24 protein-coding genes are annotated in these 23,269 nt (G+C 58.7%); 12 read left to right on the top strand and 12 right to left on the bottom strand.

The window, feature by feature from the left end; translation table 11 throughout:
- The first annotated feature begins 125 nt into the window (after positions 1-125).
- On the top strand, positions 126-1,316 hold the full coding sequence (locus DCC24_RS09195) for an AI-2E family transporter (protein WP_199223131.1): 1,191 nt from the start codon (positions 126-128) through the stop codon (positions 1,314-1,316).
- A 54-nt stretch (positions 1,317-1,370) separates the two neighbouring features.
- On the top strand, positions 1,371-2,645 hold the full coding sequence (gene ilvA, locus DCC24_RS09190) for a threonine ammonia-lyase (RefSeq protein WP_233492048.1): 1,275 nt from the start codon (positions 1,371-1,373) through the stop codon (positions 2,643-2,645).
- 15 nt (positions 2,646-2,660) lie between these two features.
- On the opposite strand, the gene DCC24_RS09185 is transcribed toward ilvA, so the two are convergent.
- The 3 genes from DCC24_RS09185 to DCC24_RS09175 all read right to left on the bottom strand — a co-directional run bounded on the left by DCC24_RS09185 (position 2,661) and on the right by DCC24_RS09175 (position 4,782).
- On the bottom strand, positions 2,661-3,329 hold the full coding sequence (locus DCC24_RS09185) for a GPP34 family phosphoprotein (protein ID WP_158524645.1): 669 nt from the start codon (positions 3,327-3,329) through the stop codon (positions 2,661-2,663).
- Positions 3,330-3,512: 183 nt separating this feature from the next.
- Entirely contained in the window at positions 3,513-4,010 is a 498-nt protein-coding gene (gene greA, locus DCC24_RS09180; protein WP_110099629.1) for a transcription elongation factor GreA, read from the bottom strand.
- Positions 4,011-4,266: 256 nt separating this feature from the next.
- A complete protein-coding gene (locus DCC24_RS09175; protein ID WP_110099628.1) occupies positions 4,267-4,782 on the bottom strand; it encodes a DUF4307 domain-containing protein in 516 nt (171 codons plus the stop codon).
- 228 nt (positions 4,783-5,010) lie between these two features.
- Between DCC24_RS09175 and mca the strand changes: the two genes are divergently transcribed.
- From mca to DCC24_RS09155, 4 genes are all read left to right on the top strand, one after another.
- On the top strand, positions 5,011-5,922 hold the full coding sequence (mca, locus tag DCC24_RS09170; protein ID WP_110099662.1) for a mycothiol conjugate amidase Mca: 912 nt from the start codon (positions 5,011-5,013) through the stop codon (positions 5,920-5,922).
- The gene (locus tag DCC24_RS09165; protein WP_110099627.1) at positions 5,922-6,293 is read left to right on the top strand and encodes a hypothetical protein; all 372 of its coding nucleotides are present in this window, start codon (positions 5,922-5,924) and stop codon (positions 6,291-6,293) included. The genes mca and DCC24_RS09165 overlap by 1 nt, the downstream gene beginning before the upstream one ends.
- A 9-nt stretch (positions 6,294-6,302) precedes the next feature.
- On the top strand, positions 6,303-7,082 hold the full coding sequence (uppS, locus tag DCC24_RS09160; protein ID WP_110099626.1) for a polyprenyl diphosphate synthase: 780 nt from the start codon (positions 6,303-6,305) through the stop codon (positions 7,080-7,082).
- 201 nt (positions 7,083-7,283) lie between these two features.
- A complete protein-coding gene (locus tag DCC24_RS09155) occupies positions 7,284-8,609 on the top strand; it encodes a PhoH family protein (RefSeq protein WP_369860186.1) in 1,326 nt (441 codons plus the stop codon).
- A 43-nt stretch (positions 8,610-8,652) separates the two neighbouring features.
- On the opposite strand, the gene DCC24_RS09150 is transcribed toward DCC24_RS09155, so the two are convergent.
- Positions 8,653-9,324 carry a rhomboid family intramembrane serine protease gene (locus DCC24_RS09150; RefSeq protein WP_110099624.1) on the bottom strand — a complete coding sequence of 224 codons (672 nt, stop codon included), beginning with the start codon at positions 9,322-9,324 and terminating at the stop codon, positions 8,653-8,655.
- Positions 9,325-9,465: 141 nt separating this feature from the next.
- Here DCC24_RS09150 and DCC24_RS09145 point away from each other — a divergent pair, with 141 nt between their 5' ends.
- The 3 genes from DCC24_RS09145 to DCC24_RS09135 all read left to right on the top strand — a co-directional run bounded on the left by DCC24_RS09145 (position 9,466) and on the right by DCC24_RS09135 (position 11,757).
- Positions 9,466-9,999, top strand: coding sequence for an A24 family peptidase (locus tag DCC24_RS09145; RefSeq protein WP_110099623.1), 534 nt, complete (start codon positions 9,466-9,468; stop codon positions 9,997-9,999).
- Positions 10,000-10,130: 131 nt separating this feature from the next.
- Entirely contained in the window at positions 10,131-11,378 is a 1,248-nt protein-coding gene (locus DCC24_RS09140) for an amidohydrolase (protein ID WP_110099622.1), read from the top strand.
- Between the two features lie 70 nt (positions 11,379-11,448).
- Positions 11,449-11,757 (top strand): hypothetical protein, encoded by a 309-nt coding sequence (locus DCC24_RS09135; protein WP_110099621.1) that lies wholly within the window; start codon positions 11,449-11,451, stop codon positions 11,755-11,757.
- A 100-nt stretch (positions 11,758-11,857) separates the two neighbouring features.
- On the opposite strand, the gene DCC24_RS09130 is transcribed toward DCC24_RS09135, so the two are convergent.
- From DCC24_RS09130 to DCC24_RS09120, 3 genes are all read right to left on the bottom strand, one after another.
- Positions 11,858-13,285 carry a class II fumarate hydratase gene (locus DCC24_RS09130; RefSeq protein WP_110099620.1) on the bottom strand — a complete coding sequence of 476 codons (1,428 nt, stop codon included), beginning with the start codon at positions 13,283-13,285 and terminating at the stop codon, positions 11,858-11,860.
- Between the two features lie 72 nt (positions 13,286-13,357).
- The gene (locus tag DCC24_RS09125) at positions 13,358-14,002 is read right to left on the bottom strand and encodes a carbonic anhydrase (protein WP_110099619.1); all 645 of its coding nucleotides are present in this window, start codon (positions 14,000-14,002) and stop codon (positions 13,358-13,360) included.
- On the bottom strand, positions 13,999-14,697 hold the full coding sequence (locus DCC24_RS09120; protein ID WP_110099618.1) for a DUF4245 domain-containing protein: 699 nt from the start codon (positions 14,695-14,697) through the stop codon (positions 13,999-14,001). Before DCC24_RS09120 ends, DCC24_RS09125 begins: the two co-directional genes overlap by 4 nt.
- Positions 14,698-14,855: 158 nt before the next feature.
- Here DCC24_RS09120 and glpX point away from each other — a divergent pair, with 158 nt between their 5' ends.
- The gene (gene glpX / locus DCC24_RS09115) at positions 14,856-15,869 is read left to right on the top strand and encodes a class II fructose-bisphosphatase (protein WP_110099617.1); all 1,014 of its coding nucleotides are present in this window, start codon (positions 14,856-14,858) and stop codon (positions 15,867-15,869) included.
- A gap of 9 nt (positions 15,870-15,878) precedes the next feature.
- On the opposite strand, the gene manA is transcribed toward glpX, so the two are convergent.
- The 4 genes from manA to DCC24_RS09095 all read right to left on the bottom strand — a co-directional run bounded on the left by manA (position 15,879) and on the right by DCC24_RS09095 (position 20,862).
- Positions 15,879-17,228, bottom strand: coding sequence for a mannose-6-phosphate isomerase, class I (gene manA / locus DCC24_RS09110; RefSeq protein WP_110099616.1), 1,350 nt, complete (start codon positions 17,226-17,228; stop codon positions 15,879-15,881).
- A gap of 15 nt (positions 17,229-17,243) precedes the next feature.
- Positions 17,244-18,968 carry an LCP family protein gene (locus DCC24_RS09105; protein WP_110099615.1) on the bottom strand — a complete coding sequence of 575 codons (1,725 nt, stop codon included), beginning with the start codon at positions 18,966-18,968 and terminating at the stop codon, positions 17,244-17,246.
- A gap of 77 nt (positions 18,969-19,045) precedes the next feature.
- On the bottom strand, positions 19,046-19,567 hold the full coding sequence (purE, locus tag DCC24_RS09100; protein WP_166769906.1) for a 5-(carboxyamino)imidazole ribonucleotide mutase: 522 nt from the start codon (positions 19,565-19,567) through the stop codon (positions 19,046-19,048).
- 107 nt (positions 19,568-19,674) lie between these two features.
- A complete protein-coding gene (locus DCC24_RS09095) occupies positions 19,675-20,862 on the bottom strand; it encodes a 5-(carboxyamino)imidazole ribonucleotide synthase (RefSeq protein WP_199446258.1) in 1,188 nt (395 codons plus the stop codon).
- 140 nt (positions 20,863-21,002) lie between these two features.
- On the opposite strand from DCC24_RS09095, the gene DCC24_RS09090 reads away from it, so the two are divergent.
- The gene (locus DCC24_RS09090; protein ID WP_110099612.1) at positions 21,003-21,599 is read left to right on the top strand and encodes a GtrA family protein; all 597 of its coding nucleotides are present in this window, start codon (positions 21,003-21,005) and stop codon (positions 21,597-21,599) included.
- On the opposite strand, the gene DCC24_RS09085 is transcribed toward DCC24_RS09090, so the two are convergent.
- Positions 21,562-22,194 (bottom strand): hypothetical protein, encoded by a 633-nt coding sequence (locus DCC24_RS09085; protein WP_146206312.1) that lies wholly within the window; start codon positions 22,192-22,194, stop codon positions 21,562-21,564. The two genes, DCC24_RS09090 and DCC24_RS09085, sit on opposite strands and share 38 nt — an antisense overlap.
- A 511-nt stretch (positions 22,195-22,705) precedes the next feature.
- Between DCC24_RS09085 and DCC24_RS12345 the strand changes: the two genes are divergently transcribed.
- A complete protein-coding gene (locus DCC24_RS12345) occupies positions 22,706-23,269 on the top strand; it encodes a WhiB family transcriptional regulator (protein ID WP_110099610.1) in 564 nt (187 codons plus the stop codon).

Genomic DNA, 23,269 nt, shown 5'->3' with positions numbered 1-23,269 from the left:
TGACACCGCCCGCGTATGTTCTGTCTTGGGTTTTCTTCACAATTTCCGGGACAGAGTATGCTTACAAGGGTTGAGGCTTGGCACGAGCCTTTACCGTAGTGATCAGCACAGAGAGGACCTGGCCGATGAGTTCAGCCCCTCCGAAAAGGCCTGTCGAGGACTCAGAGTTCGACTCGCCTACTTTGGCTGAAGTCGGGAGAAAACTAGCGGCTGACATTCCCTACGGTGTCACTGTCGCAACTGGATGGGCGCTACAGTTCATTATTATTGTCGTCGCGGCAGGTATCGGAATTTGGCTGTTTTCACACGTCTCCCTGCTCGTAATCCCGCTACTGATCGCTGCTTTGCTGTCCAGCCTGCTCTATCCGGTGCATAGCTTTTTGAAAAACCGGTTTCGGTTCCCCGCCTGGCTGTCGGTAGTTACCGTGATGCTAGGCTTCCTCTCGCTCATCGTGGGACTGCTGTGGCTGGCAGGGCAACAATTGGCCGTCGGGTTCGCTGATATGTGGCAGCAGATCCAAGAAGGCATCGTAGGACTTTTCGCCCTGGCCGAGTCCTACGGTCTCACCACAGACCGATGGCAAGAAATCCTGGCCGATGTCTGGAACACCTTTACCCAGAATTCCGACGCTCTCGTCTCCGGGGCCATCGGCTTCGGCTCCACCGCGACGAACATCGGTGCCGGAACACTGATCGCGCTATTCGCGTTGATCTTCTTCCTCATCGACGGTTCCCGGATCTGGAACTTCATGCTCAACTTCGTGCCACGTCGCCACCGCCGTGCAATCGACGGAGCCGGACACGCCGGTTGGAAGTCACTGGGAAGCTATGTGCGAGTCCAAATCTTCGTGGCCTTCGTTGACGCGGTCGGAATTGGCTTGGGCGCCTGGCTACTCTCGGTCCCGCTGGCCCTGCCCCTCGCGGTGCTCGTCTTCCTCGGTTCTTTCATCCCCATGATTGGTGCGGTTTTGACCGGTGCGATCGCGGTGATCCTAGCACTGGTTGCCAACGGTTGGGTCAACGCGCTGTTGATGTTAGTGGTGGTGCTGATCGTGCAACAAGCCGAATCACATATTCTGCAACCACTGGTTATGGGACGCGCCGTGCAGCTACACCCCTTGGTGGTATTCCTCGCTGTCTCTGGCGGTACTGCGCTGATGGGTATCGTCGGGGCGATCTTTGCGGTACCGGCCATTGCCTTCGCTAATTCTTTCGTCAAATATCTGGCGGCGCGACCATGGGAGAAGAACAAAGATCCCCACGCGGTCGACCCCGAAGCACCCGATGAGATCGCCCCCAGCGCTGGCGACCTCTGACGATCCGATCCGCTGCTCTCATCCATCGCGTATCAACCCTCAGGAGACCGACTCGTGACATCCACTGATTCTTCTGTACCTGTATTGCCCGCTGAGGTGCCGGTGAGTTTCGACGATATTCTTGCTGCGCGCGACGTCATTAGCGCGGTAGCGGTGGAAACCGGCATGGAGCACTCCAGAGCCCTGGGGCGGATGACCGGTGCCACGGTGCATCTGAAGTGCGAAAATCTTCAGCGTGCTGGCTCATTCAAAGTGCGGGGCGCCTACAACCGGATGTATCACATTCCCGAAGAGGACAAGGGAAACGGGGTGGTGGCTGCCTCTGCAGGAAACCACGCCCAAGGTGTTGCCTTAGCGGCGTCAAAACTTGGACTGCGCGCCACGATCTTCATGCCCCTAGGAGCAGCACTACCTAAGGTTCAGGCTACGAAAGATCACGGCGCGGAAGTCGTCTTGCTTGGCAATAACGTCGACGAAGCCTTGGCAGCAGCGAAGGACCACGCAACAAAAACCGGGGCAACGTTTATTCATCCCTTCGACGACGAGAAGGTCGTGGCAGGGCAAGGAACTGTTGGACTCGAAATTCTCGAGCAACAACCCGATGTCGACACGGTGATCACCAGTATCGGTGGTGGGGGACTGTTGGCAGGGACAGCAATCGCCATCAAGGAACTGGCACGGCGACAAGGACGCGACATCACGATTATCGGTGTGCAAGCCGAAGATGCGGCCGCCTACCCGGCCTCGCTGGCCGCTGACGGCGTCGTTTCTCTCGAGCAGCTCACGACGATTGCTGACGGCATTGCGGTGGGCCGTCCGGGCAATCTACCCTTTAGCATCATCAAGGATCTCGTGGATCACGTGGTGACAGTTTCTGAAGACCAAATCGCTAACGCTTTGGTGTTCTTATTGGAGCGGTCCAAGATGGTGGTCGAACCAGCCGGTGCGGTATCGGTGGCGGCGTTGATGTCGGGGAAGCTGAAGGACCTGGGGCTGGCACCGAAATCAGTGGTCGCGCTGTTGTCCGGGGGCAATATTGACCCGCTGTTGATGCTCAAAGTGGTTCAGTCGGGTCTGTTGGCAGCCGGACGCTATCTCACCGTGCGGATTCCCCTCCGAGATCGCCCAGGCGAGCTGAAGAACGTGTCACGGATTATTGCCGAGGCCGAAGCGAATGTCATCGGAGTGGACCACACCTCAATCGGTCCTTCGCTGGGCATGGGCGAAGTGTATATCACCATTAATATGGAAACACGTGGCCATTACCACTCAGACCACCTACTTGAAAAACTTCGTGAAAGTGGCTATGAGCCCGAAATCACGCACTAAGGCCTGGGGACGTGGCTACAGTGTAGCTGCTCCTAGCTGCGACTTAGCCATCAATGCTGAGGTGCCACTGGTCTGAGCGTGCAACACCGACAGCACCGGGTGGTGCCCATCAAGCTCGTGCACCCGGTTGCTGAAGTCCTTTTGCTCCCAACCAGCGTTGGCGGTCGCGAACATGAGGCCGGTGGCGTTGATGCTCTCAATGATGCCCAATAGTAGACGGTCTTCGTAGGTGGCCTCACGACGCCCCAACAGCACCTGCGTTAGAGGTGTGATGACCTCTTCAGCGGTGGTATCAAGAACGAGCTCGTAGTGCGTTGGCCTAAACGGTCCTGGGTTATGGGTGGACACCAAACCGTTGTGCTCAAAGTTGTCCAAGACACCCTGCAACGGATCGAACTTCTTGGACTTCACGATCCGGGAGAGCTCGTCGCCCGTCTTATCGCGCAGTTTCTCGACGACGTCGTTCAAGGCCGGGGAGCTCGGAGTTTTTTCCTTGACGATAATCTTCGGATTATCCATGTTCCACGGTTCGGTCAGCTCGGCGGGGGTAAAGGACACCACGCCATCGGTCTCCAAATCGGCCATGGTGGCTGCCACCCGTGCTTTCGAGAGCAGGGAGGAAACTCCTGCTAGCTCGTCTTGGAACTCCAGGCTGAGTACTACGAAACGCTCTACAATCTTCACAAATCCTAGGCTAGCAGTTAACTGCCACAATCACAGATGGTCTACCAGCCACTTTGTCATCTGCGTGGTTGCTCTCAGCACAGTGGGCAAGGGGAAATAACACCAGGAATATCGTCCCTTAAACAAGTCCCGGGCCTCGGTGTTGCACGCGAGGCCCGGGAGGAGGCGAAGCTTCTGAAAAAGTTACTTTCCAGGATTGTAGGGAGTAACCTTCTTCAGAACAACTTCGATGTCCTTACCATTCGGGGCAGTGTAGGACAGGGTTTCACCAGCTTGACGACCGTGAATTGCTTCGCCGAGGGGAGAGCGCTCAGAGTAAACATCGAGTTGCTCGTCTTCGGAAGCGATTTCACGGTTACCAAAGATAAAGGTCATTTCGTTACCGCCGACGGTGGCCTCAACGACCATACCGGCCTCAACGACGCCGTCGTCCTGCGGCGTGTCGCCCACAACTGCGTTCTCCAACAGCTGTTTTAGTTCCGCGATGCGGCCTTCGTTTTTGGACTGTTCTTCACGAGCGGCGTGGTAGCCGCCGTTCTCCTTCAAGTCGCCTTCATCGCGGGCTGCTTCAATGCGGTCGACAATTTCTTGACGACCTTCGCCAGCGCGGTACTCGAGTTCTTTGCTCAACCGGTCATAGGCTTCTTGGGTCAGCCAAGGAGCTGAGGGTGAGGTGGTCATAATTCCTCCTTGAAGGATCGTTTGGCAGGGAAAGTTTGAGTTGTCCACTACACGTCAAGTTCTTTACTGCACAAAGACCCGCCGTGGGGCGTGCGGTTTAACCGAATCCGATTTTATCGGATGCGATTCGCATGCCCCCACGACGGGACTTCGTCAACGCTTTTGCGGGGTTAGGGAGAATTCTAGCACTGGACCGCGACACTGTGCAGTCTGGTCGCAGTGGGAGCGTCCGCCGGGCTCTCTTGCGCCAGGCAGGCTACCGGTCGACATCAAAATATGAGATGTTGCTGGGACCGTCTTCGTAGTACCAGCAATCATTCACGCCACCATTGGTTCCTAGCCCATCGGTTCGGACCTGGACGTCGTAGTAACTAGTCAGATCTGAGGGGCTGGAATCAATCTGTTCACCGGCGGCCTCAGGGCCAATGATGACTGTTTTCCATCCCACCACCGCATAATTATCGGCCAGCACCTGCACCGCACAGGAGACCGTGGCGTCGTGCTCTTTAGTGAGCTGGAAGCGAACAGTGGCATGATCTTCGGAGACGATGTCGAAGCCCACGTCTTTATAGCTCAATCGGTCTTCGGTCATCGAGTAGGTCCACACACCGGCGAGCGCTACGGCTAGAATGAGAGCCGTCACCGCAACAATGATCCCCCAACGACGCCGTCGCTCCTGCCTTTCAGGCGAGTTCTTACTTTGGGAGCGACCATAACGATTGGCTAAGCTATCAGAAGCCGATGCCTGCGCCGGAACTGGGCTATTGACCATAGACTTAAACTCTACCCAGCCACGGCGTAGCACAGCCAATGTGACCGTGAAGCAGTGGATCAGGAGTACAGACAACTCGTGAGCGTTTCAGCACAACAAAGGTCCGGATCATCGCAACACCCAGAGTTTGGTGTGCCCGTAGGATCCGAGGACTACGGTAGCACGCAGTCGAGTGACTATCAGCGTCCAGAAGCCACCGATGTTCCGCCCTCCCAAGGGTTGCGCCTGATGGCTGTTCACGCACACCCCGATGATGAATCCTCCAAGGGGGCGGCGATGATGGCAGCATATGAGGATGCCGGTGCTGACGTCATGGTGGCATTGTGCACCTCGGGAGAAGCGGGGTCGTTGCTGAACCAGCACTACCAGGGTGAGGTTGCCCGTTTGCACCGAGACATGACCGCTGTACGGCGAGTCGAGATGGAAGAGTCCTCTCAAGCGCTTGGCATAGACTACCGCTGGCTCGGATTTATTGATTCGGGCCTGCCAGAAGGCGACCCGGTTCCCGAACTACCCTATGGGGTTTTTGCCAATTCTGATCGTGATACTCAGGTCGCGGTGCTCGTACGACTGATTCGAGAGTTTCGCCCCCATGTGCTGATTTCCTATGATGAGATCGGTGGCTACCCGCACCCCGATCACCTGCGCGCTCACGAGATCACCGTGAAGGCGTATCAAGGCTCAGGCGATCCGCAAGCTTATCCGGGAACAGGGCAAGCGTGGGAAGTATCCAAGCTGTACTACGACCGGGCTTTCAACCCGGATAAATATTTTGCCCTGCACAAAGCCTATGAAGCCTCCGGCCGGACCTCGCCTTATGCGGATCGCATTCAGTGGTACGAGCGGTTGCAATCCGGTGAAGACCCGGACGCGTGGCGGTTGACCAAGCACCAGGTCACCACACAGATTCCAGTGGGGAACTACCTGGACCGTCGCGATGCTGCACTACGGGCTCATGCCACGCAGATCGATCCGCACGGGTTCTTCTTCACCCCCCACGACATTGTGCGGGATGCCTGGCCCTGGGAAGACTACGTGCTGATTGACTCGCGCGTACCAACTCACCTGCCCGAAACCGACCTGTTCTCCGGTCTGCGCACCCCCACCCCAGACCGGGAAGATCAGGGAAATGAGGCCTGATGACAACTGCCCTGCAGACCGCGGTCCTGCTGGCCGCTGAGGAATCGAACTTGCGCCCTGGACTCGACCAGGAAGAGGTCACTCCGGGTATTGAAGGGTTTCTGCTAACCTTTCTGATGGTGGCGCTGTCCGTGGTGGTCATCCGCATGATGGTGCGCTCGGTCCGCAAAGTGAAGCTACGTTCCAAAACCGCCGAAGATATGCTGGTGGAGCGAAACCAGCCAAGACTTTCTGAGAAACAACGCCAGCGCCCTGAGATCGACGAGCTTAGCCCTGACCGTCTCGGAATGATGCGCAAGAAGTACCCCGGCTATTTGGACTCGCCTCCGCTCGAGCCACAAGAGCCTGAATCTGGGCGGGAGCATCGCTAGAGTTGGGGTATGGACTATCCCGACCTGTTTTATCGACTTTACGAGCGCCGGTTAGCTCAGGGCCTTGATGCCTCCCGTTTGCCCGGGCATATCGGTGTCGTCCTGGACGGCAACCGGCGCTGGGCGAAAGCCGCGGGGGAGCCTACTGCCCGGGGTCACCAAGCCGGTGCCGATAAGATCCTCGAGTTTTTGGGGTGGAGCGCAGAGATCGGGATCCCGATGGTCACTCTCTATATGCTCTCCACCGATAATCTGAATCGGGATGCCTCCGAGTTGAGGTCCCTGGTCGCTATTATTTCCGATACGCTCAAACGGCTGGAAGAAGGCGAAATCAACGGTCGGCCGATCAAAGTCCAACCCGTGGGGTCGACCGAGATTTTGCCAGCATCGCTCTCCGAACAAATCCGTCACCTTACGCGGCGCGGTGCCCATCACAATGATTCCGGGATGCACGTGAACGTGGCAGTCGGTTACGGCGGTCGTCAAGAAATCGTGGACGGGGTCAAAGAGCTTCTGATCGAAGCCGAAGAACAAGGACAAACCCCCGGTGACGTGGCGGAAAAACTCAGCATCGAAGAAATCTCGAATCGACTGTACACCCGAGGTCTTCCGGACCCGGACCTGGTGATTCGGACCTCCGGTGAACAGCGACTCTCCGGATTTTTGATGTGGCAGTCAGCCTACGCCGAATTTTACTTTTGTGAAGCTCTATGGCCTGATTTTCGGCGGGTTGATTTCCTGCGTGCCCTGCGTGATTATGCCTCACGACAGCGCCGGTATGGGAGTTAAAGCCACAGCTGCGCACCTGCGGGATTCACCGGGAATTCATGTCCTGGTTAGCTCTTTCTCACTGAATGCCCGTACCCTCTGATTCGTCAGGAAAGGTACGTAACCGAGAGACCTCTTACATTAACGGCAGGAGCTTCCACCGTGTCGCTTACCCCTCCCCGTTCTGTTTCCGTTCCGCAGACCACGGTGGCAGAACACAATATCGACCAAAACCAACAGACCCCAGCATCAGAAACCGAGGTCAGGACTTATCTCCTGGATACCTCGGTTTTGTTGTCTGACCCGCACGCTCTGCTGCGGTTCGCCGAGCACAAAGTCGTGTTACCGATCGTGGTCATTTCTGAGCTGGAGAAGAAACGTCACGACCCGGAACTGGGTTATTTTGCCCGCTCAGCATTACGGTTGTTGGACGATCTACGCGTCCAACATGGGTCGCTAAACCAGCCGGTCCCGCTCAATGACGAAGGCGGTCAACTGGTGGTCGAGCTCAACCACATTTCGGTCGACGTTTTGCCCTATGGCTTCCGTGGCACCGATAACGATTCCCGCATCCTCGCGGTGGCTCAGAACCTCTCGGATGAAGGTGAACGCGTCACCGTCGTGTCCAAAGACCTACCCATGCGTGTCAAAGCCTCCTCCATGGGGCTGGAAGCCGATGAATACCGCAACGAACTGGTCAAGTCTTCCGGGTGGACCGGCTTGGACCGCCTGGACGTCACCGACGAGCAACTCTCCCAGCTTTACTCCGGAGAGAACCTGCTGGATGACCGTGTGGCAGAGATGCCCATCAACACCGGGCTGGTTCTCAACTCCGGCACCGGCTCCGGACTAGGGCGCGTCACCGGAGACCACCAGATTCAACTGGTTAAAGGTGACACCGAAGTCTTCGGCGTGCACGGCCGCTCAGCCGAACAGCGTCTAGCCATCGACCTGCTCAACGATCCCAGTGTCGGGATTGTTTCGCTGGGCGGTCGCGCCGGCACCGGTAAGTCGGCGCTGGCACTGTGTGCAGGTTTGGAAGCAGTGTTGGAACGTGGCGATCACCGCAAGGTCGTGGTCTTCCGTCCGCTCTACGCAGTGGGCGGACAGGACCTGGGATACTTGCCCGGTTCAGAGGGTGAGAAGATGTCTCCGTGGGCCCAGGCGGTCTTTGACACCCTCGGAGCGTTGGTGTCTCCGACCGTGATGGATGAAGTCATCGAGCGCGAATTACTTGAGGTTTTGCCCTTGACTCATATTCGCGGCCGGTCTCTGCACGAGTCGTGGGTGGTGGTCGATGAGGCCCAATCATTGGAGCGCAATGTGCTACTCACGGTGCTGTCCCGGATCGGGCAGAACTCCAAAGTCGTGCTGACCCATGACGTAGCGCAGCGCGATAACCTGCGTGTGGGCCGTCACGACGGTATTGCTGCAGTTGTCGAGACGCTGAAGGATAACCCGTTATTCGGCCACATCACGCTGACCCGTTCGGAGCGCTCACCGATTGCAGCGCTGGTGACTGAACTACTTGAAGACCGAATGCACTAAGCCCCGGGCCGCAGCCCCGCACATCGTACACAAGTCAAGCAGGTCAGGACACGATACGTCGGGCCTGCTTGGCTTCTTTTAACGCCTTGCGTTCAGTCCGGATATCCTTGGTGAGCATCAGCGCGACCACGATGCCGGCAATCACCCCGCCCAGGTGGCCTTGCCAGGACACATCTGCCTGCGGGAACAATCCCCATACCAGTCCGGCATAGCCGATAATCGTGATCACCGAGATCAGCATGGCCCAGAATTTACGGACCAAGATGCCGTTGATCATCAAGAACGCGGCATAACCGTAGATCACCCCGGACGCGCCAGTATGCACCGAGTTGGAACCGCCGATCAGCCACGTGATGACACCGGAAATCAGCCAAATCTGAAGGGTCACCTGACCATACTTGCGCGTGATCACCGCCAGGAGTGTGCCCAGGATGATCCAGGGCACCGTATTGGAGAGCAGATGAGAAAAACTAAAGTGTAGCACCGGAGCGGCGACAATCCCGACCAACCCCTCGAGACTGCGTGGTTGAATACCGGCGGCATTCGATAATGCATACCCGGTGACGGCGTTGATGATCTGCAAAACCCACATGACCGCCAGCGGCACCAAGACCGGGGCCCACGCCCACAGAATGCGACGGGTTAGGGAATTGTCATCGCTGGACTGTTCGCGTGACTCGGCGGATTCATCTGTACGGGAACGAAAAAGGGCCATAACCGGTCCGATCCTTCAGGGGACAATAAAGGGTAGGTGAGTTTCTAGTGTCCAGTCTACTGAGAACTCCCTACCAGTCAGCTGTGGCGAGATACCCACAGGGGGCGCACTCGCGCTCGTGAGACCGCATGTCTCTTCGGTATGCTCGCAACTGTGTTCAGCCTGCTGTCGGAAATGACCTTCTCAGCCCACACCCCGGGGTTCGTGTGGCTGTGCTGTGTCATCGCGATGCTGATCTATGTGGTCAGCTGCATCGTGTTGTTCACGGTTGATGTGCGACAACACCGGCTACCCAACGGGTGGACTGCGACCTTGGCCATCGGTGCAGTGGCCTTCTTAGGCGTGAGCACGTTGATCGCTCCGCAGGATTCTGTAGCCCATGGCAGACTAGCCACGATGGTCGTGGGCTTGTTCGGATATCCCGCGGTGATGTTTGTGTTGCATCTGATCACCCGGGGTGGCTTGGGCATGGGGGATGTGAAACTTGCCGCCGGGCTGGGCGCCTATACCGGTTTTGTCGGCTGGGAAGCCACGGTGGTGGCGCTAGTGTTGGGCTTCGTGTTGGGTGGCCTCATCTCCCTGGTTGCGGTGGTGTTCACCTCGGCGACCTGGGCCTCACGCATTCCGTTCGGGCCAGCGATGATCCTCGCAGCCACCTTCGCTTTGCTGGGATAAATGTCACCTGGGGCTCCAGAGGCGATGTGTTCTAGCACGAACACCGGTTCTGATCCTAGAGTGGACATCACGTCCACCGACGCCTGTCGGGTCCACTATTCCGATGACCGACTTTTTGGAGGGTTGCCATCATGTCATCAGCTCTTTCTGCTCTGTTCGATGACCTGAAAGACATCGTTGCCCAACGTACTGAGCTCTATCAACACCTGCACCGCAACCCTGAACTGAGTATGCAGGAACACGACACCGCCAACACTATTGACAAAGAGCTCTCCGACCTGGGGTTGGAGACACAGCGTATTGGTGGCACGGGAGTCGTGGCGGTCATCACGAACGGCCCGGGTCCGACCGTGCTGGCCCGGGCAGACATCGACGGACTACCGGTGACCGAGAACACCGGGTTGGATTACACCTCGGAACGTGAGGGCGTGATGCACGCCTGCGGTCACGATATGCATATGGCCACGTTGTTCGGAGCCATCGATGTGCTACTCCAACACCGCGACGCCTGGTCCGGAACCTACATCGCCCTCTTCCAGCCTGGAGAAGAAAAAGCCGCAGGAGCCAAAGCCATGGTTGAAGACGGCCTGGTCGACAAGATCCCGACCCCCGATGTGTGCTTTGGCCAGCACGTGATGGTTTTTGAAGCCGGACATATCGGCGTCGTTGCCGGCCCGGTCATGTCGGCCGCCGATTCGGTGAAGATCACCGTCCACGGTCGAGGCGCCCACGGATCCTTGCCCCAAAACTCCATCGACCCGGTCGTGATCGCCGCGACGATCGTGTTGCGTTTGCAGACCTTGGTCTCGCGGGAGATCTCCCCCTCCGACTTTGGTGTGGTGACCGTCGGCGCGCTCAACGCTGGGTCCAGTGCCAACATCATTCCTGATAAAGCCGAGCTCCGTCTTAATCTGCGCACCTACGACAGTGCGGTGCGTGACAAACTGGTGGCCGGCATCGATCGTATTGTACAGGCCGAATGCGAGGCTGCTGGAGTTGAGAAAGAACCGGAGATTGAATACTACGACCAGTTCCCGCTGACCACCAACGATGAGAGCCTGACCGAGCGAGTGGCTGAGGCCTTTGAGCAGGTCTTTGAGGATGGTCAGGTGTTCCGTAGCGCGCGGGTGCCGGCCTCGGAGGACTTCAACATCATCCCTGATGCCTTCGGAGTGCCGTATCACTACTGGCAACTTGGTGGCACCGACCCGAAGCTATTTCGCTCGAGTCTCGAAAACGGCACGTTGGTCGAAAACATCCCGGTCAACCACTCACCGGGTTTCGCTCCGGTCATCGATCCCACGCTGGAAGCTGGCATCAAGGCGCACCTCGCAGCTGCGTTGACCTATTTGGGACAGGACCAAGCCCCCCAAAGCTAGCGGATCGATCGTGTTCCCCCTCTCGTTCTGAACGTCGTGACGCGGTTATGCTCCATGGCGTGAACATGGCGTGAGCTTTACTCCAGAGACGGCCGTTTCGGTCTCACAGATTGTCGTCATGCTACTCGTCGCAACGATGCTGGGCCCTTGGGCCAAACAGGTCTTAGCACCGCAACGACGCCACCGGAGGCATCGGTGGTTGCAGGTGACCTCGTGGCTGTCCTACTTCTCGAAGGTTTTTGCGCTGTTTGGCTTGCTGATCAACATGCAGGCGGTGTCATTGCTGCTGGTCGCGCTATCCAATAGGGCCGTATTTGCTCTCGCACAGCCTGATACCGCCGGGAGGAGACGTCCTCGGCGTGCGCTGATCAGCCAGTAGGAACTCCACAGGCCCCGGAGCAGTAACGCTGTAGCGAACTGTTCGGAGCCTGCGGTGGTTGGTACGTGGTGATCTCGGGACGATCCTGGTCCCGGGGAGCTTACTCGCCGGGGTGGGTCATCGACATCAAATCCAGGGCCTCGTCGAGCTGTTGTTCGGTAACGTCACCCCGGTCCACATAGCCCAGGGCAATAACGGCTTCACGCACGGTGACCTTTTCGTTCACGGCGTGCTTGGCGATCTTGGCAGCTGCTTCGTAGCCGATCAGCTTATTCAGCGGGGTCACGGTCGACGGGGACGCACCAGCCAAGAAGGCAGCGCGCTCAACGTTGGCCTGAATGCCAGCAATCATCTTCTCCGCCATGACCTTCGCAGAGTTGGACAGCAGCCGAATGGACTCCAGCAGGTTCGCTGACATGACCGGGATACCCACGTTGAGTTCGAACGCACCGTTGGTAGCAGACAGCGACACAGTGGTGTCGTTACCGATCACCTGCGCGCACACCTGGATGACAGCCTCACAGATCACGGGGTTGACCTTGCCCGGCATGATGGAGGAACCCGGTTGAAGGTCCGGGATCGCGATTTCGCCCAGACCGGTGTTGGGGCCCGATCCCATCCAGCGCAGGTCGTTGTTGATCTTCATCAGCGAGTAGGCGATATTGCGCAACTGTCCGGAGGCCTCCACCAGGCCGTCACGGTTGGCTTGAGCCTCGAAGTGGTTGCGAGCCTCGGTGATGGGCAGACCGGTTTGTTCCACCAAGAGCTCGATCACGCGCTGGGAGAAGCCCTTCGGGGTGTTGATCCCGGTACCGACGGCAGTACCGCCCTGGGGAACCTCGGCTACTCGGGGTAGCGAGGCGTCGATACGCTCGATGGCGTAGCGCACCTGAGCGGCATAGCCACCGAATTCCTGGCCCAAAGTCACCGGGGTGGCATCCATCAGGTGCGTCCGACCGGACTTGACGACCTCGGCGAATTCTTCAGCCTTGGCTTCGAGCGAGCTGGCCAGGGTATCCAAGGCCGGCTTGAGGTCGTTGATCAGCGCGCCGGTAACGGCGACGTGCACCGAGGTGGGGTAGACGTCGTTGGAAGACTGGGAGGCGTTGACGTGGTCGTTGGGGTGAACCTCGGTGTCCGAACCGGCCTCGGCCAGAGCGCGGGTGGCCAGAGTAGCGATGACCTCATTGGTGTTCATGTTTGAGGAGGTTCCGGAACCGGTCTGGAAGACATCGACCGGGAAGTGGTCGTCGTGTTCACCGGCAATGACCTGATCGGCTGCGGCAATGATGGCCTCGGCACGCTCGGCGTCGAGCACACCCAGTTCCTGATTGGTGCGGGCAGCGGCTTTTTTGACCTGCGCCAGGGCGTAAATGTTCTGCGGTTCGATCGGCTTGCCCGAAATCGGGAAGTTCTGCACGGCCCGCTGGGTCTGGGCTCGATACAGCGCGTTGATGGGGACTTGAACCTCACCCATGGTGTCGTGTTCAGTGCGGTACTGTTGCTGGTCGTTGTGCTGTTCGGTCATTGGTTGTGTCCTCTCTGACTGATCTGACGGATGTGACGGATCGAAGGGGGCCTGGAGTGGGGACGGTGGGGCTTAGGCAGTGACAGGTCCTAGCGTATCGCCGACCTGCACGGTGCCGTCGGCTAGCGAATAGGTCAGGGCCATCACCGCGGTGCGACCGGCTTCCACGGCCTCGGCCACCACCCGGTTGGAGTCAACCAGCCGATGGACCATCTGGTCGGTGTGTTCTAGCACGGTGCCGTCGACGTCGGTGATGCCGGCCTGGCGGGCCGCCATGACCGATGGCGTGATGCGCTCGACCAAAGAACGCAGAAAGCCACCGGGGACGGTGCCGGACTCATAGGACTCCACGGCGGTGGTGACTGCACCGCAAGAGTCGTGGCCCAGCACCACGATCAGCGGTATATTGAGCACCCCAACACCGAATTCCAATGAACCCAGCACGGCATCGTCGATGACTTGCCCGGCGGTGCGAATCACGAATACATCGCCGAGACCGACATCAAAAATAATCTCGGCAGCCAACCGCGAGTCAGCGCATCCGAAAATGATCGCAATGGGTTCTTGAGAGGTGGCCAGCTCTTGGCGACGGGCAGCATTCTGGTGCGGGTGGGTGACTTGTCCGGAGACGAACCGGGCGTTGCCGTCTTTGAGCGCCTGCCATGCCTGATCAGGGGTCAGTGTAGCGTTGGCGTCCTCGGTGGGGGTATCGGTCATGCGTCAGCCTCCTGGGGCGGGGTAGCAGTGGATGGTGCGGTAGCCGAGGTCTTCTCCACGGCGACCTCACGGTCTTCGATCAATGTTGCGGTCAGCTGCGATAACTGGTCGTCGGGTAGCGAACCTGACACCACGAGGGTGACCGGTTCGGTGGCCTTCGGGTCGGGGACCTCCCCAACTAAGTAGGTGTGTCCATCTTCTGCATAGTAGACCTCGAAGGGATAGTTCAAGATTTCTGCAGCACCCTGGGGCTCGCCACTTTTGACCCGGTCATCAATCCACAACTCTCCAGCCCCAGCCGCCTGATCGACGCCAAAAAATTCGTCGTCGTCGCTGGAGTACCCCACCGACCAGTAGGGTGTGTCATCATCGGCAGAGGGATTGTGCCAGCGGGCGTAGTTGGCCGACCAGTCCTCGGGAAGTTCGGGAATGACAGGATCAAAGCTGGCCACACTGCTGGCCTCGGACGCGGTGGCTGCGACGTCAATGTCCAGGTCGTAATCGCCACCTTGGCGCGGGTTAAAAGCGATCACAATACCGACCACGACCAGCGTGATTAACACCGAATAGGCGATTCCCTGAATATTTTGACGCATCCGCTGCGACTGAGATTTCGTGACCCGCGGTTTGGGCGCCTCCACGGGTTGCTCGGATGCCCCAGCGGGGCGGGACTGGTCTTGGCGCTCAGAACTCACCCCTCCATTCTGCCAGCAATGCGGACCGAGGGGTGGCTAGCTTACGACGCGGCGAGTGTGACCGACGGTGGCATCGAGGACGACGGACTACGATAGAAGAACATCTACACGAGCCATCATTCGGCTCACCGAACATGATCCACAGCTGGGAGCGCACTATGACGAGCGAAGACATTGGCACCACCGACCCGACACGCCCGGACCGAAACTTGGCAATGGAGCTGGTCCGGGTCACCGAGGCCGCCGCGATTGCTGCCAGTCATTGGGTGGGCTACGGAGATAAGAACCGTGCCGATGGCGCCGCGGTCGACGCGATGCGCGCCTTCATGGACACCGTGAACATGCGTGGCACCGTGGTGATCGGTGAAGGTGAGAAAGATGAAGCCCCGATGCTGTACAACGGCGAAGAGGTCGGCGACGGTTCTGGCGCTGAAGTTGACGTGGCGGTGGACCCCATCGACGGCACCCGGCTGACTGCGATGGGATACAACAACGCGTTGTCGGTGTTTGCCGTGGCAGAGCGGGGTACTATGTTTGACCCCTCGGCAGTGTTCTACATGGAAAAGATGATCGTCGGACCTGAGGCTGCTGAAATGGTGGACTTGCGTCTGCCGGTTAAACAGAACGTGCACCTGTTGTCCAAGGCCCTGGATAAGCCGGTCTCACAACTCAATATCTGCGTATTGGATCGTGGCCGTCACGAGGGTCTTGTGCGAGAAATTCGTGAAGCTGGTGCTCGCGTGAAGTTCATTATGGACGGCGACGTGGCCGGCGGTATCGCCGCGGCCCGGCATAACACCGACGTGGATATGATGCTCGGCATTGGTGGCACCCCGGAAGGCATCATCACTGCGTGCGCGGTGAAGGCCATTGGCGGAATGATTCAGGGCCGGCTAGCTCCCACCGATCAAGCCGAGCGCGAGAAAGCACGTGAATACGGCCATGACCTGGATCGGGTGCTGACCACCAATGATTTGGTGTCATCCGATAACTGCTATTTCGCGGCCACAGGCATCACCGATGGTGACCTGTTGCGTGGTGCTCGGTACTACCGGGACCGGGTTGAGACCCAGTCGATCATCATGCGCTCAACGTCCGGAACGGTGCGCATCGTTGAAGCAGAGCACCGGCTGGATAAGTGGAATAAGTGGGTGCCGGCGCCAGAGCGCTAAACGTGGGCGCTAACTCCGCGCGGTGGGCACGCCAGTGGCAAAGACCGTGGAGTTCACGGATTGGGCGACCATCGATACCGGGGCTCCGGCTGCGTGGGAAGCGCTGGCGTGCGGGAGCACGGCCGCCTGACCGGGGTTGAGCTCCAGCTGGCGGGTTCCACTGGAGAGCACCACTGACCCGGCGGTGCAGACCAGGATCACCGGCTGGGCGAGGTCCGGGACCGAGACAGTGGCCGGATCGAGAGTTAAACTGAGGTTCTCGGTCTCGAAATCAGCGCGAAGCACGCAGAATTCCTTGACCGGTGGGCACAGCGAGCTGAGCGTAATGCCTGTGGCGAGGTCGGTGTTGGCACGTTCATCACGGGGGTAGACCAGTGGTTCACCCACCGGCGCATAGTCGAGCATGGTATCGAGCTGGTCTCGGTCAATATGCTTGTTGGTCAGCCCACCACGCACGACGTTATTCGAGGCAGCCATGACTTCTAGCCCGAGTCCTTCCACATAGGCGTGGAGTTGCTGCGCGGCGAGGAAGATGGCCTGTCCCGGGGCCAGTTGTACTCGGTTCATCAGCAACGTGACCAACACGCCCGGGTCTCGGGGGAAGAAGTCCGCTACCAAGGCGGCGGTATCGAGGCTTTGGTCATCCCGACGAAGTTGTTCGGCGTGATGGATGACTTGGATCACTCGTTCGACCCACCCGGATTCGGGATCGACCCAGGGTCCGGAAGGGTCCAAGAGCAAGTGTAGGGCTTGCCGGATGTTGCCACCGCTAAGAAGCAAGGAAATCCGGGCCAGGGCTGCTGAGAGGTCGGTGGTGACCTGCTCGTGGTGTTCTGCTTCGGCCTCGGCCAGACGCTGGAAAGAATAGGAGGCCTGCACCGGATCCCGGAAACCACACAGGGCGACGAAATGTGTGAGTGCGATCAGCATTTCAGGTTTGTGCTGATCATCCTGGAAACACCGGCGCGGGTCGGATAGCGCGATACCGGCGGCGTTTTCTCGGGCGAAGCCCTCGCGAGCCTGCTGTTGGTTGGGGTGAGCCTGCAACGACAGGGGCTGGGCGGCTGCCAAGAGCTTTGTAAGAAAGCCAAGCTCTCCGATGATCTCGGTCAGCGGGACCGTGGGGTGTTCCTGACCTTGCGGGGCTGAGTCGAAAGGATTGAGATCGTGCTCGTCGATGTGCACAGCGGAGATCCCGGACGGGTGGGTGCCGAACCACATCTCAGCTTCGGGTCGCCCGGTGGGTTCGCGGGATTGCAGGTCCGCTAGCAAAGTGACTGAGCCCCAGTCGTAGTCTTTCAGAGTGCCCTGAAGCGCGAAGAACGCAGGGGCGGGCGAGGTCTGTGTGTGGGAAGTCATGAAATCACCGGTGTCCTAGTCCCCGGGGTGGCAGTACTGGTTGGTGGAGGAAGCTTCCTCCAGGATCGCGGTTTGTCCGGCATCATCGGCTTGCATCAGGAATTCTTCGGTGAGCGGTTCACCATTGGGTTGCTTGGGCGGTTCTGGCCAGTCCTCGGAGTCTTGCGAGGTGGCGCCACCACGTTCCCGCCCGGTGATCTCATCACCTTCAATATCGGTGGGAATGTGCACCGGGACAGGGGCCAGATGCGTTGCCAGGGGAGTGATATGGGTACCGGTCGCCGCGTTGAGCGGAGTGCCGTCCTCAGCCACAAGGGAACCTACCCGCTGATGAATCTGATCGAAATCAGGATAGGTGGAGAACTGGTTGCCTTGTTCGCCGAAGTCGGGCGCACCAATCGTGAGACGTTTCAAGGGTAGCTTCTGTGACTGGGCGCCGAGGTTCAAGAACGTACCCAGCTGTTGATCGGGCAGATCGGTTTCGACGATCTGTTCGCCGGCGCTCAGAATGTCTTGGAATTTCGTCAAGAGTGTTGGCAGATCAAATTGGGCGAGCATCGCCTGTTGGATACATTGCTGACGCCGGATTCGAGAATAGTCCGAAGAATATTTACGCGATCGTGCATAAGCCAGCGCGTCATCACCGGAGAACGTGTAGGTTCCCGGACCCCACCAGATATTGCCCCATTGTCCGGTATCCGGGCGGGTACCGCGGTGAATGACCCAGCCGCCGGAGGTCACCGTGACCCCGCCCATGGAATCAATGAGTTGGGCGAAACCGTCCATATCGAGCATGATGTAGCCCTGAACCTCCAGGTTGAGAATGCCGCTGGCCGCATCCTTCATCGCTTCAGCGCCTGGATCGTCAGCGTTGGGGTAGAGGTCGGCGTGATTGTTGGTCACATCGGTGTACAACGCGTTGATGATGCACTCATCGCCACAGTCGAATCCGTTGGGGTAGACGTCCCAGAGCGGAGAACCCTCCCGGAACTGCGCGTTCTGGAAGTTGCGCGGAATGGAGAACAAAATGATCTGACCGGTTTCGGCATTGATGGAGGCGACCGAAATGGAATCGGGCCGTAGACCGGCGCGCCCCTCACCGGCGTCTGCACCCATGACCAGAAAATTATAGCGCCCATCGACCGGGGCCAACGCCGGGCCGGAGGCGAAGATATTGCCGATGGTGGTTCGGGAAGAGTTCACGATCAACGCGGCAGCGAACATGGACCCTGAGGTCAGCAACATCGCCAGGGTGGTCACCACAGCCACGATGGGTTTCATTCCCGGCGCTAAGGCACGTAGGCCAATGATGGAAAAAGTTGAGATCCACAGCACGAGCCACACCAGACCTAAGAAGGTCAGCACGACCACCAAGAGCAGCTGAGCGGAGGGATAGCTGAGGATGTGAAGCAGGAAGCCTCGCGCAAACAGAGCTAAAAGCGCGGTGACCACAATTAACGCCCACACGGCAACAGTCACGCCCAATCCGAAGCGCCCCAATTTTCGACGCCCAGTAATCGACTGCGCGCCACCAGGGACAAAAATGGTCAGCGCGATCATGATGAAAGCGCGTTTGGTGCGTTGTTTCCAAGTTCCAGCAGAGACGTCAACGAGAGCATCGTCGCTGCGATAGCCCTCGAATTGGGCTTCGAAGCGCTCATAGCGTTCACGCCGGGCAGCAGCTGATTCCTTAGCAACTCCGCGTTGAGTAGCGGTAGGGCGGGGAGGGGGAGGCGTCATAGTACTACCGGAGTTTAGTCGTTGGTAACAGACCTACGGTGGTATGTGAGGTGGCGAGTTTAGGTCGTCGGGCGAGTTTAGGTCGTCGCTTGCCCAGCGTTACCAGGACGGTCAGCCAAAGTTGAGCGCAAACGCTGGCCTTTGGCATGAGCCGCATCGCGCAACTCGGCGGAGAAGGTGTGCAGCCGGTCACGCAGAGCTTGTGCTGTCTCGGCATCGTGGTGCGAAGCCCCCAGGATGCGGGCAGCCAGTAATCCGGCGTTGCGTGCTCCGTTGATCGAGACGGTGGCCACCGGAATCCCAGCGGGCATTTGCGCGATGGACAATAATGAGTCTAGCCCTTCTAGGGACTTGAGCTTCACCGGTACGCCAATAACGGGTAGCACCGTGGTCGAGGCCAACATTCCGGGCAGGTGCGCTGCTCCGCCGGCTCCGGCGATCAGCACTTCGAGCCCATTGGCTTCTGCCTGGGTGCCGTATGCGATCATTTCGTGTGGCATCCGGTGTGCGGAAACGACATCGGCCTGATAGCTGACCCCCAGTTCTTCGAGAACTTGGGCCGCCTCCTGCATGACCGGCCAATCTGAGTCCGAACCCATCACCAAGCCCACGCGAGGAGCCGTACCACCGTGTGGTTGCGGTGCTGTGGTTTGGGCGGTGCTGTGCTGTTCAGGATGGTCGGATGAAACCATGAGCCAGAATATCCTTATCTATCCGGAAGTTCGTCTGTTGCCGGCTCGGAGCCGTCGCGGATGATGGCCGCGGTGCGTTCGGCGATGCGACGGGCATCGTCTAAGGAACGCTGCGGGTTCGTCAGGACGTTGACATGGCCCACTTTACGCCCAGGACGTACCGATTTGCCGTAGGCATGGATCTTCGCCTGCGGATAGCGTGTCATCGCAGTATTGAAAGCACCGTAAAGGTCTTCGTTCGCCCCGCCTAGGTAGTTTTTCATCACCGTGAATTCAGCCACCGGCGTGGTTGACCCGAGAGGCAGATCCAGTATCGCGCGTAAGTGCTGTTCGAACTGGCTGGTTGTGGCTCCATCCATGGACCAGTGCCCGGAATTATGGGGCCGCATTGCCAACTCGTTAATCGAGAAACCCGACTCAGAATGGGGGTCCTCGAACATCTCCACAGCCAACATGCCGGTCACGCCCAGTTGCTCGGCAATAGTGACAGCCGCCTGCTGAGCTGCGCTAGAGATGGTCTGGTCAAGGTTCGGGGCCGGTGCGGTCACCAGATCACAGACCTCATTGGTCTGGATGGATTCCACCACCGGGTAGGGGGCGGTTTCTCCGCTGGGCCGACGCGCTACCTGAGCGGAGAGCTCCCGGGTAAATTCCACACAGTCTTCGACCAACAGTGCGTCGAAGGGCAGGTCAAACCAGTTAGCGCTTTCGTGAGCGTCCTCTGCACGGCGAATCAGACGCACACCTTTACCGTCGTAGCCACCGCGCGGGGTCTTTAATATCACCGGGTACCCAATGGACTGCGCTGCGGAAATCAATTCCTCCACGTTGGATACGGCCCTGTATGCCGGTTGTGGCAGGCCTAAGGCCGTCATTTTCCGGCGCATAGCCAATTTGTCTTGGGCATAAAGCAATGCGTCAGGGCCGGGGTGAAGCGCGACACCCTCAGCCTGCAGGGTCCGGAGGTGCTCACTGGGGACATGCTCGTGGTCAAAGGTCAGCACATCCACTGATCCTGCGAAACGTCGCAACGTGTCCAGATCGTGATAATCACCCACGGTGGACCGACAAGCAGCTGTGGTGGCGCTGACGCCCTCAGCTTCAGCAAGAACGTGTAATTCGATTCCTAACTCAATGGCGGGTGGGGCCATCATACGGGCCAACTGTCCGCCGCCAACTACGCCAATCTTCGGAAAACTCACCCTCTTAGGGTACCCACTTCTGGTGCGGTAGCGTGAAATTCAGGAATTTGGCAGGTGAAGGTACTAGAGTATCGACGTTATTCAGCAGCCCACCTTGGCTTCACCTATCGACGCACTCAAACCAAGGAGAGACAAACACGATGTTGTCCAGCCTCTACCAGCGCATTCGAGGTCTGGTGGCCTTGCTGTGGCGCGAGGTTGCCAAATTCGGTGTGGTGGGTGGCATCGGATTCTTTATTGACACCGGTGTGTTTATCTGGCTGATATCAGGACCAATGGAGGGGTCCAACACCAAAGCCAAACTGGTGGCCACTGCGGTGGCCACCGTGTTCTCATGGGTTGCGAACCGCTACTGGACGTTCCGACACCGGCGACAGTCCAACGTGGCGCGTGAGCTGGTGCTCTTCCTGGTGATGAACGCTATCGGTGCGGGTATCCAAGGCGCGTGTGTGTTCATCGCCGACTACCTGTTGGGTGTCAACTCTGCCTTCGGGCTGGTCATCGCCGGTAACGTTATCGGGTTGTTCTTTGGCACCGTTTTCCGGTTCTTTGCCTACCGCTTCTGGGTGTTCAGCGAAACCGTCGAAGCCGACCCCGCCTTTTCCGATGACGAAGTCCTGATCGGCTCGCGCAGCGGAGACACCCCTGCAGACAACGCCAGCACCCCGCAGACGTCCTCGTCTGGTGGAGCCCGCGGGACTAACGGGACAAACGTTGCTCGGCCAGAATCTGATTAACGAGCCTCTGCTCCTCAGGGGCCTGTAGCGAGCTGAGTCCGAGCAACACCACCACCCCGTGGTGGCTCCATGTGTGCAGGATAGCTTCGACCAGCTGGCGTGAGCACCGTAGCCCGTCGGTGGCAATTAGCACCCCACCGGTGACTAACTCCACGCGGGAGCTCAAGCCGGCCTGGGACAACTCCCGCGAGAGAGCAACCGGATCCATGGGGGGTTGCCAGGCGGAAAGGATATTCTGGGGCGGATAAGTCGGCTGATCGGGCTGAGCGAGAACCTCTTGGTCAACCGAGATTAAGGACGGATCGTCGTCGGCGCTAGCACCTACCACAAAGATCTCAGCTGAGGTATCTAACCACCGCTGGGGGCGGTCTGTGATGACCAAATCTGGCTGGTCACCGGTCTCAGTAGACTCACCCAATACGCCATGGTCATTCGGAGCGGGAGATGCCAATGTTACGTGGCGTTGATGGAACAGGGCCCCGAAGACTAAACACGTTGTGAGCCAATCAACCGGTAGGTCAATGACACACGTGTGATGCGGATCGTCGCATCCAGTAGCACTCAACAGGTTCGCGACCTTATGTACCCAGTTCATGACCACCGTTCCTGAGAGTTCGGTGCGAACTGTCTCAGAATTAGCTGAGGAATCAGGGCCCGGATCAGGTGTCGCACTGGTCGCATAATCGACAATGACGGGGGTAGGTCTATGGGCCACTTCGGCGAAAAGATCGTCCTGGTCACCTAGCGGGTCTCCCGGTATAGAGCCGGACGAAAACAACGAGGTTATCGATACCACGATCACTGCCCTTTCACGGCAAACACCTTGAGATTTGGTTTCTTCTCACGCCGGATCTGCAGTTAATTGTAACTTGACCTCAGGGAGTTACAACGGTGTAATTAGAGGAAATACGACGTAGAGAAAGTGGCCCTACCGGTCTGATCTACGGCTTGGCGCTTCCCGTGCTTCACATCGTTATGGCGGTCAGCTCTGCTGGACGAGCTGTGGTCCTGTTGTGGATAGGTTCCACCTTGCCAGAGCTGTCGGTGACCTCGGGTGAGCCACGCCGTGACCGACGGGTCGGTCATGATGAAAGGAACCTGAAGGTATGGACAACGCACAACGGCAGGAAGAATCCCGCCGCGGCGCACAGCATCGGGGGTCAGCCTCGCGTGCCGTGCCATCAGACTGGTTTCTCGACCCGGCCGATCCAGATGCGGCCGAAGCGATCGAGGCGAGCCTCGACGATCAGGCCACCGCTTTTTTGGCAGCCCACGAAGCTCTCGAGGATCTTGACGAGCAACAACAAGCCGACCTGGAGGCTGGCCAGTCTCATAATGTCACAGCTCTACACTCCGTTCCGACCGCCCCGCAGAAACAGGCGCCTTCCGCAGGGGTACAAAGCATCTGGCTGGGCTTGCCCGGATTCGGTGACACCGCCGATGACGGCGAGCTGGCCTGGCAGGCCGATGCGCTATGTGCCCAAACCGACCCGGAAGCCTTTTTTCCCGAAAAAGGTGGATCAACGCGCGATGCCAAACGCGTCTGCGCCCAATGCACGGTGCGCCAAGAATGCCTGGACTACGCCCTAGCTCACGATGAACGCTTTGGGATCTGGGGCGGAATGTCAGAACGCGAACGGCGCCGGTTGCGTAAGAAAATGTCCTCGTAG

It is taken from the genome of Auritidibacter sp. NML100628 (assembly GCF_003185985.1).
GTDB classification, from domain to species: domain Bacteria; phylum Actinomycetota; class Actinomycetes; order Actinomycetales; family Micrococcaceae; genus Auritidibacter; species Auritidibacter ignavus.
Note: the sequence above shows the minus strand (reverse complement) of the source record. Positions and strands in the feature narration are given on the sequence as shown.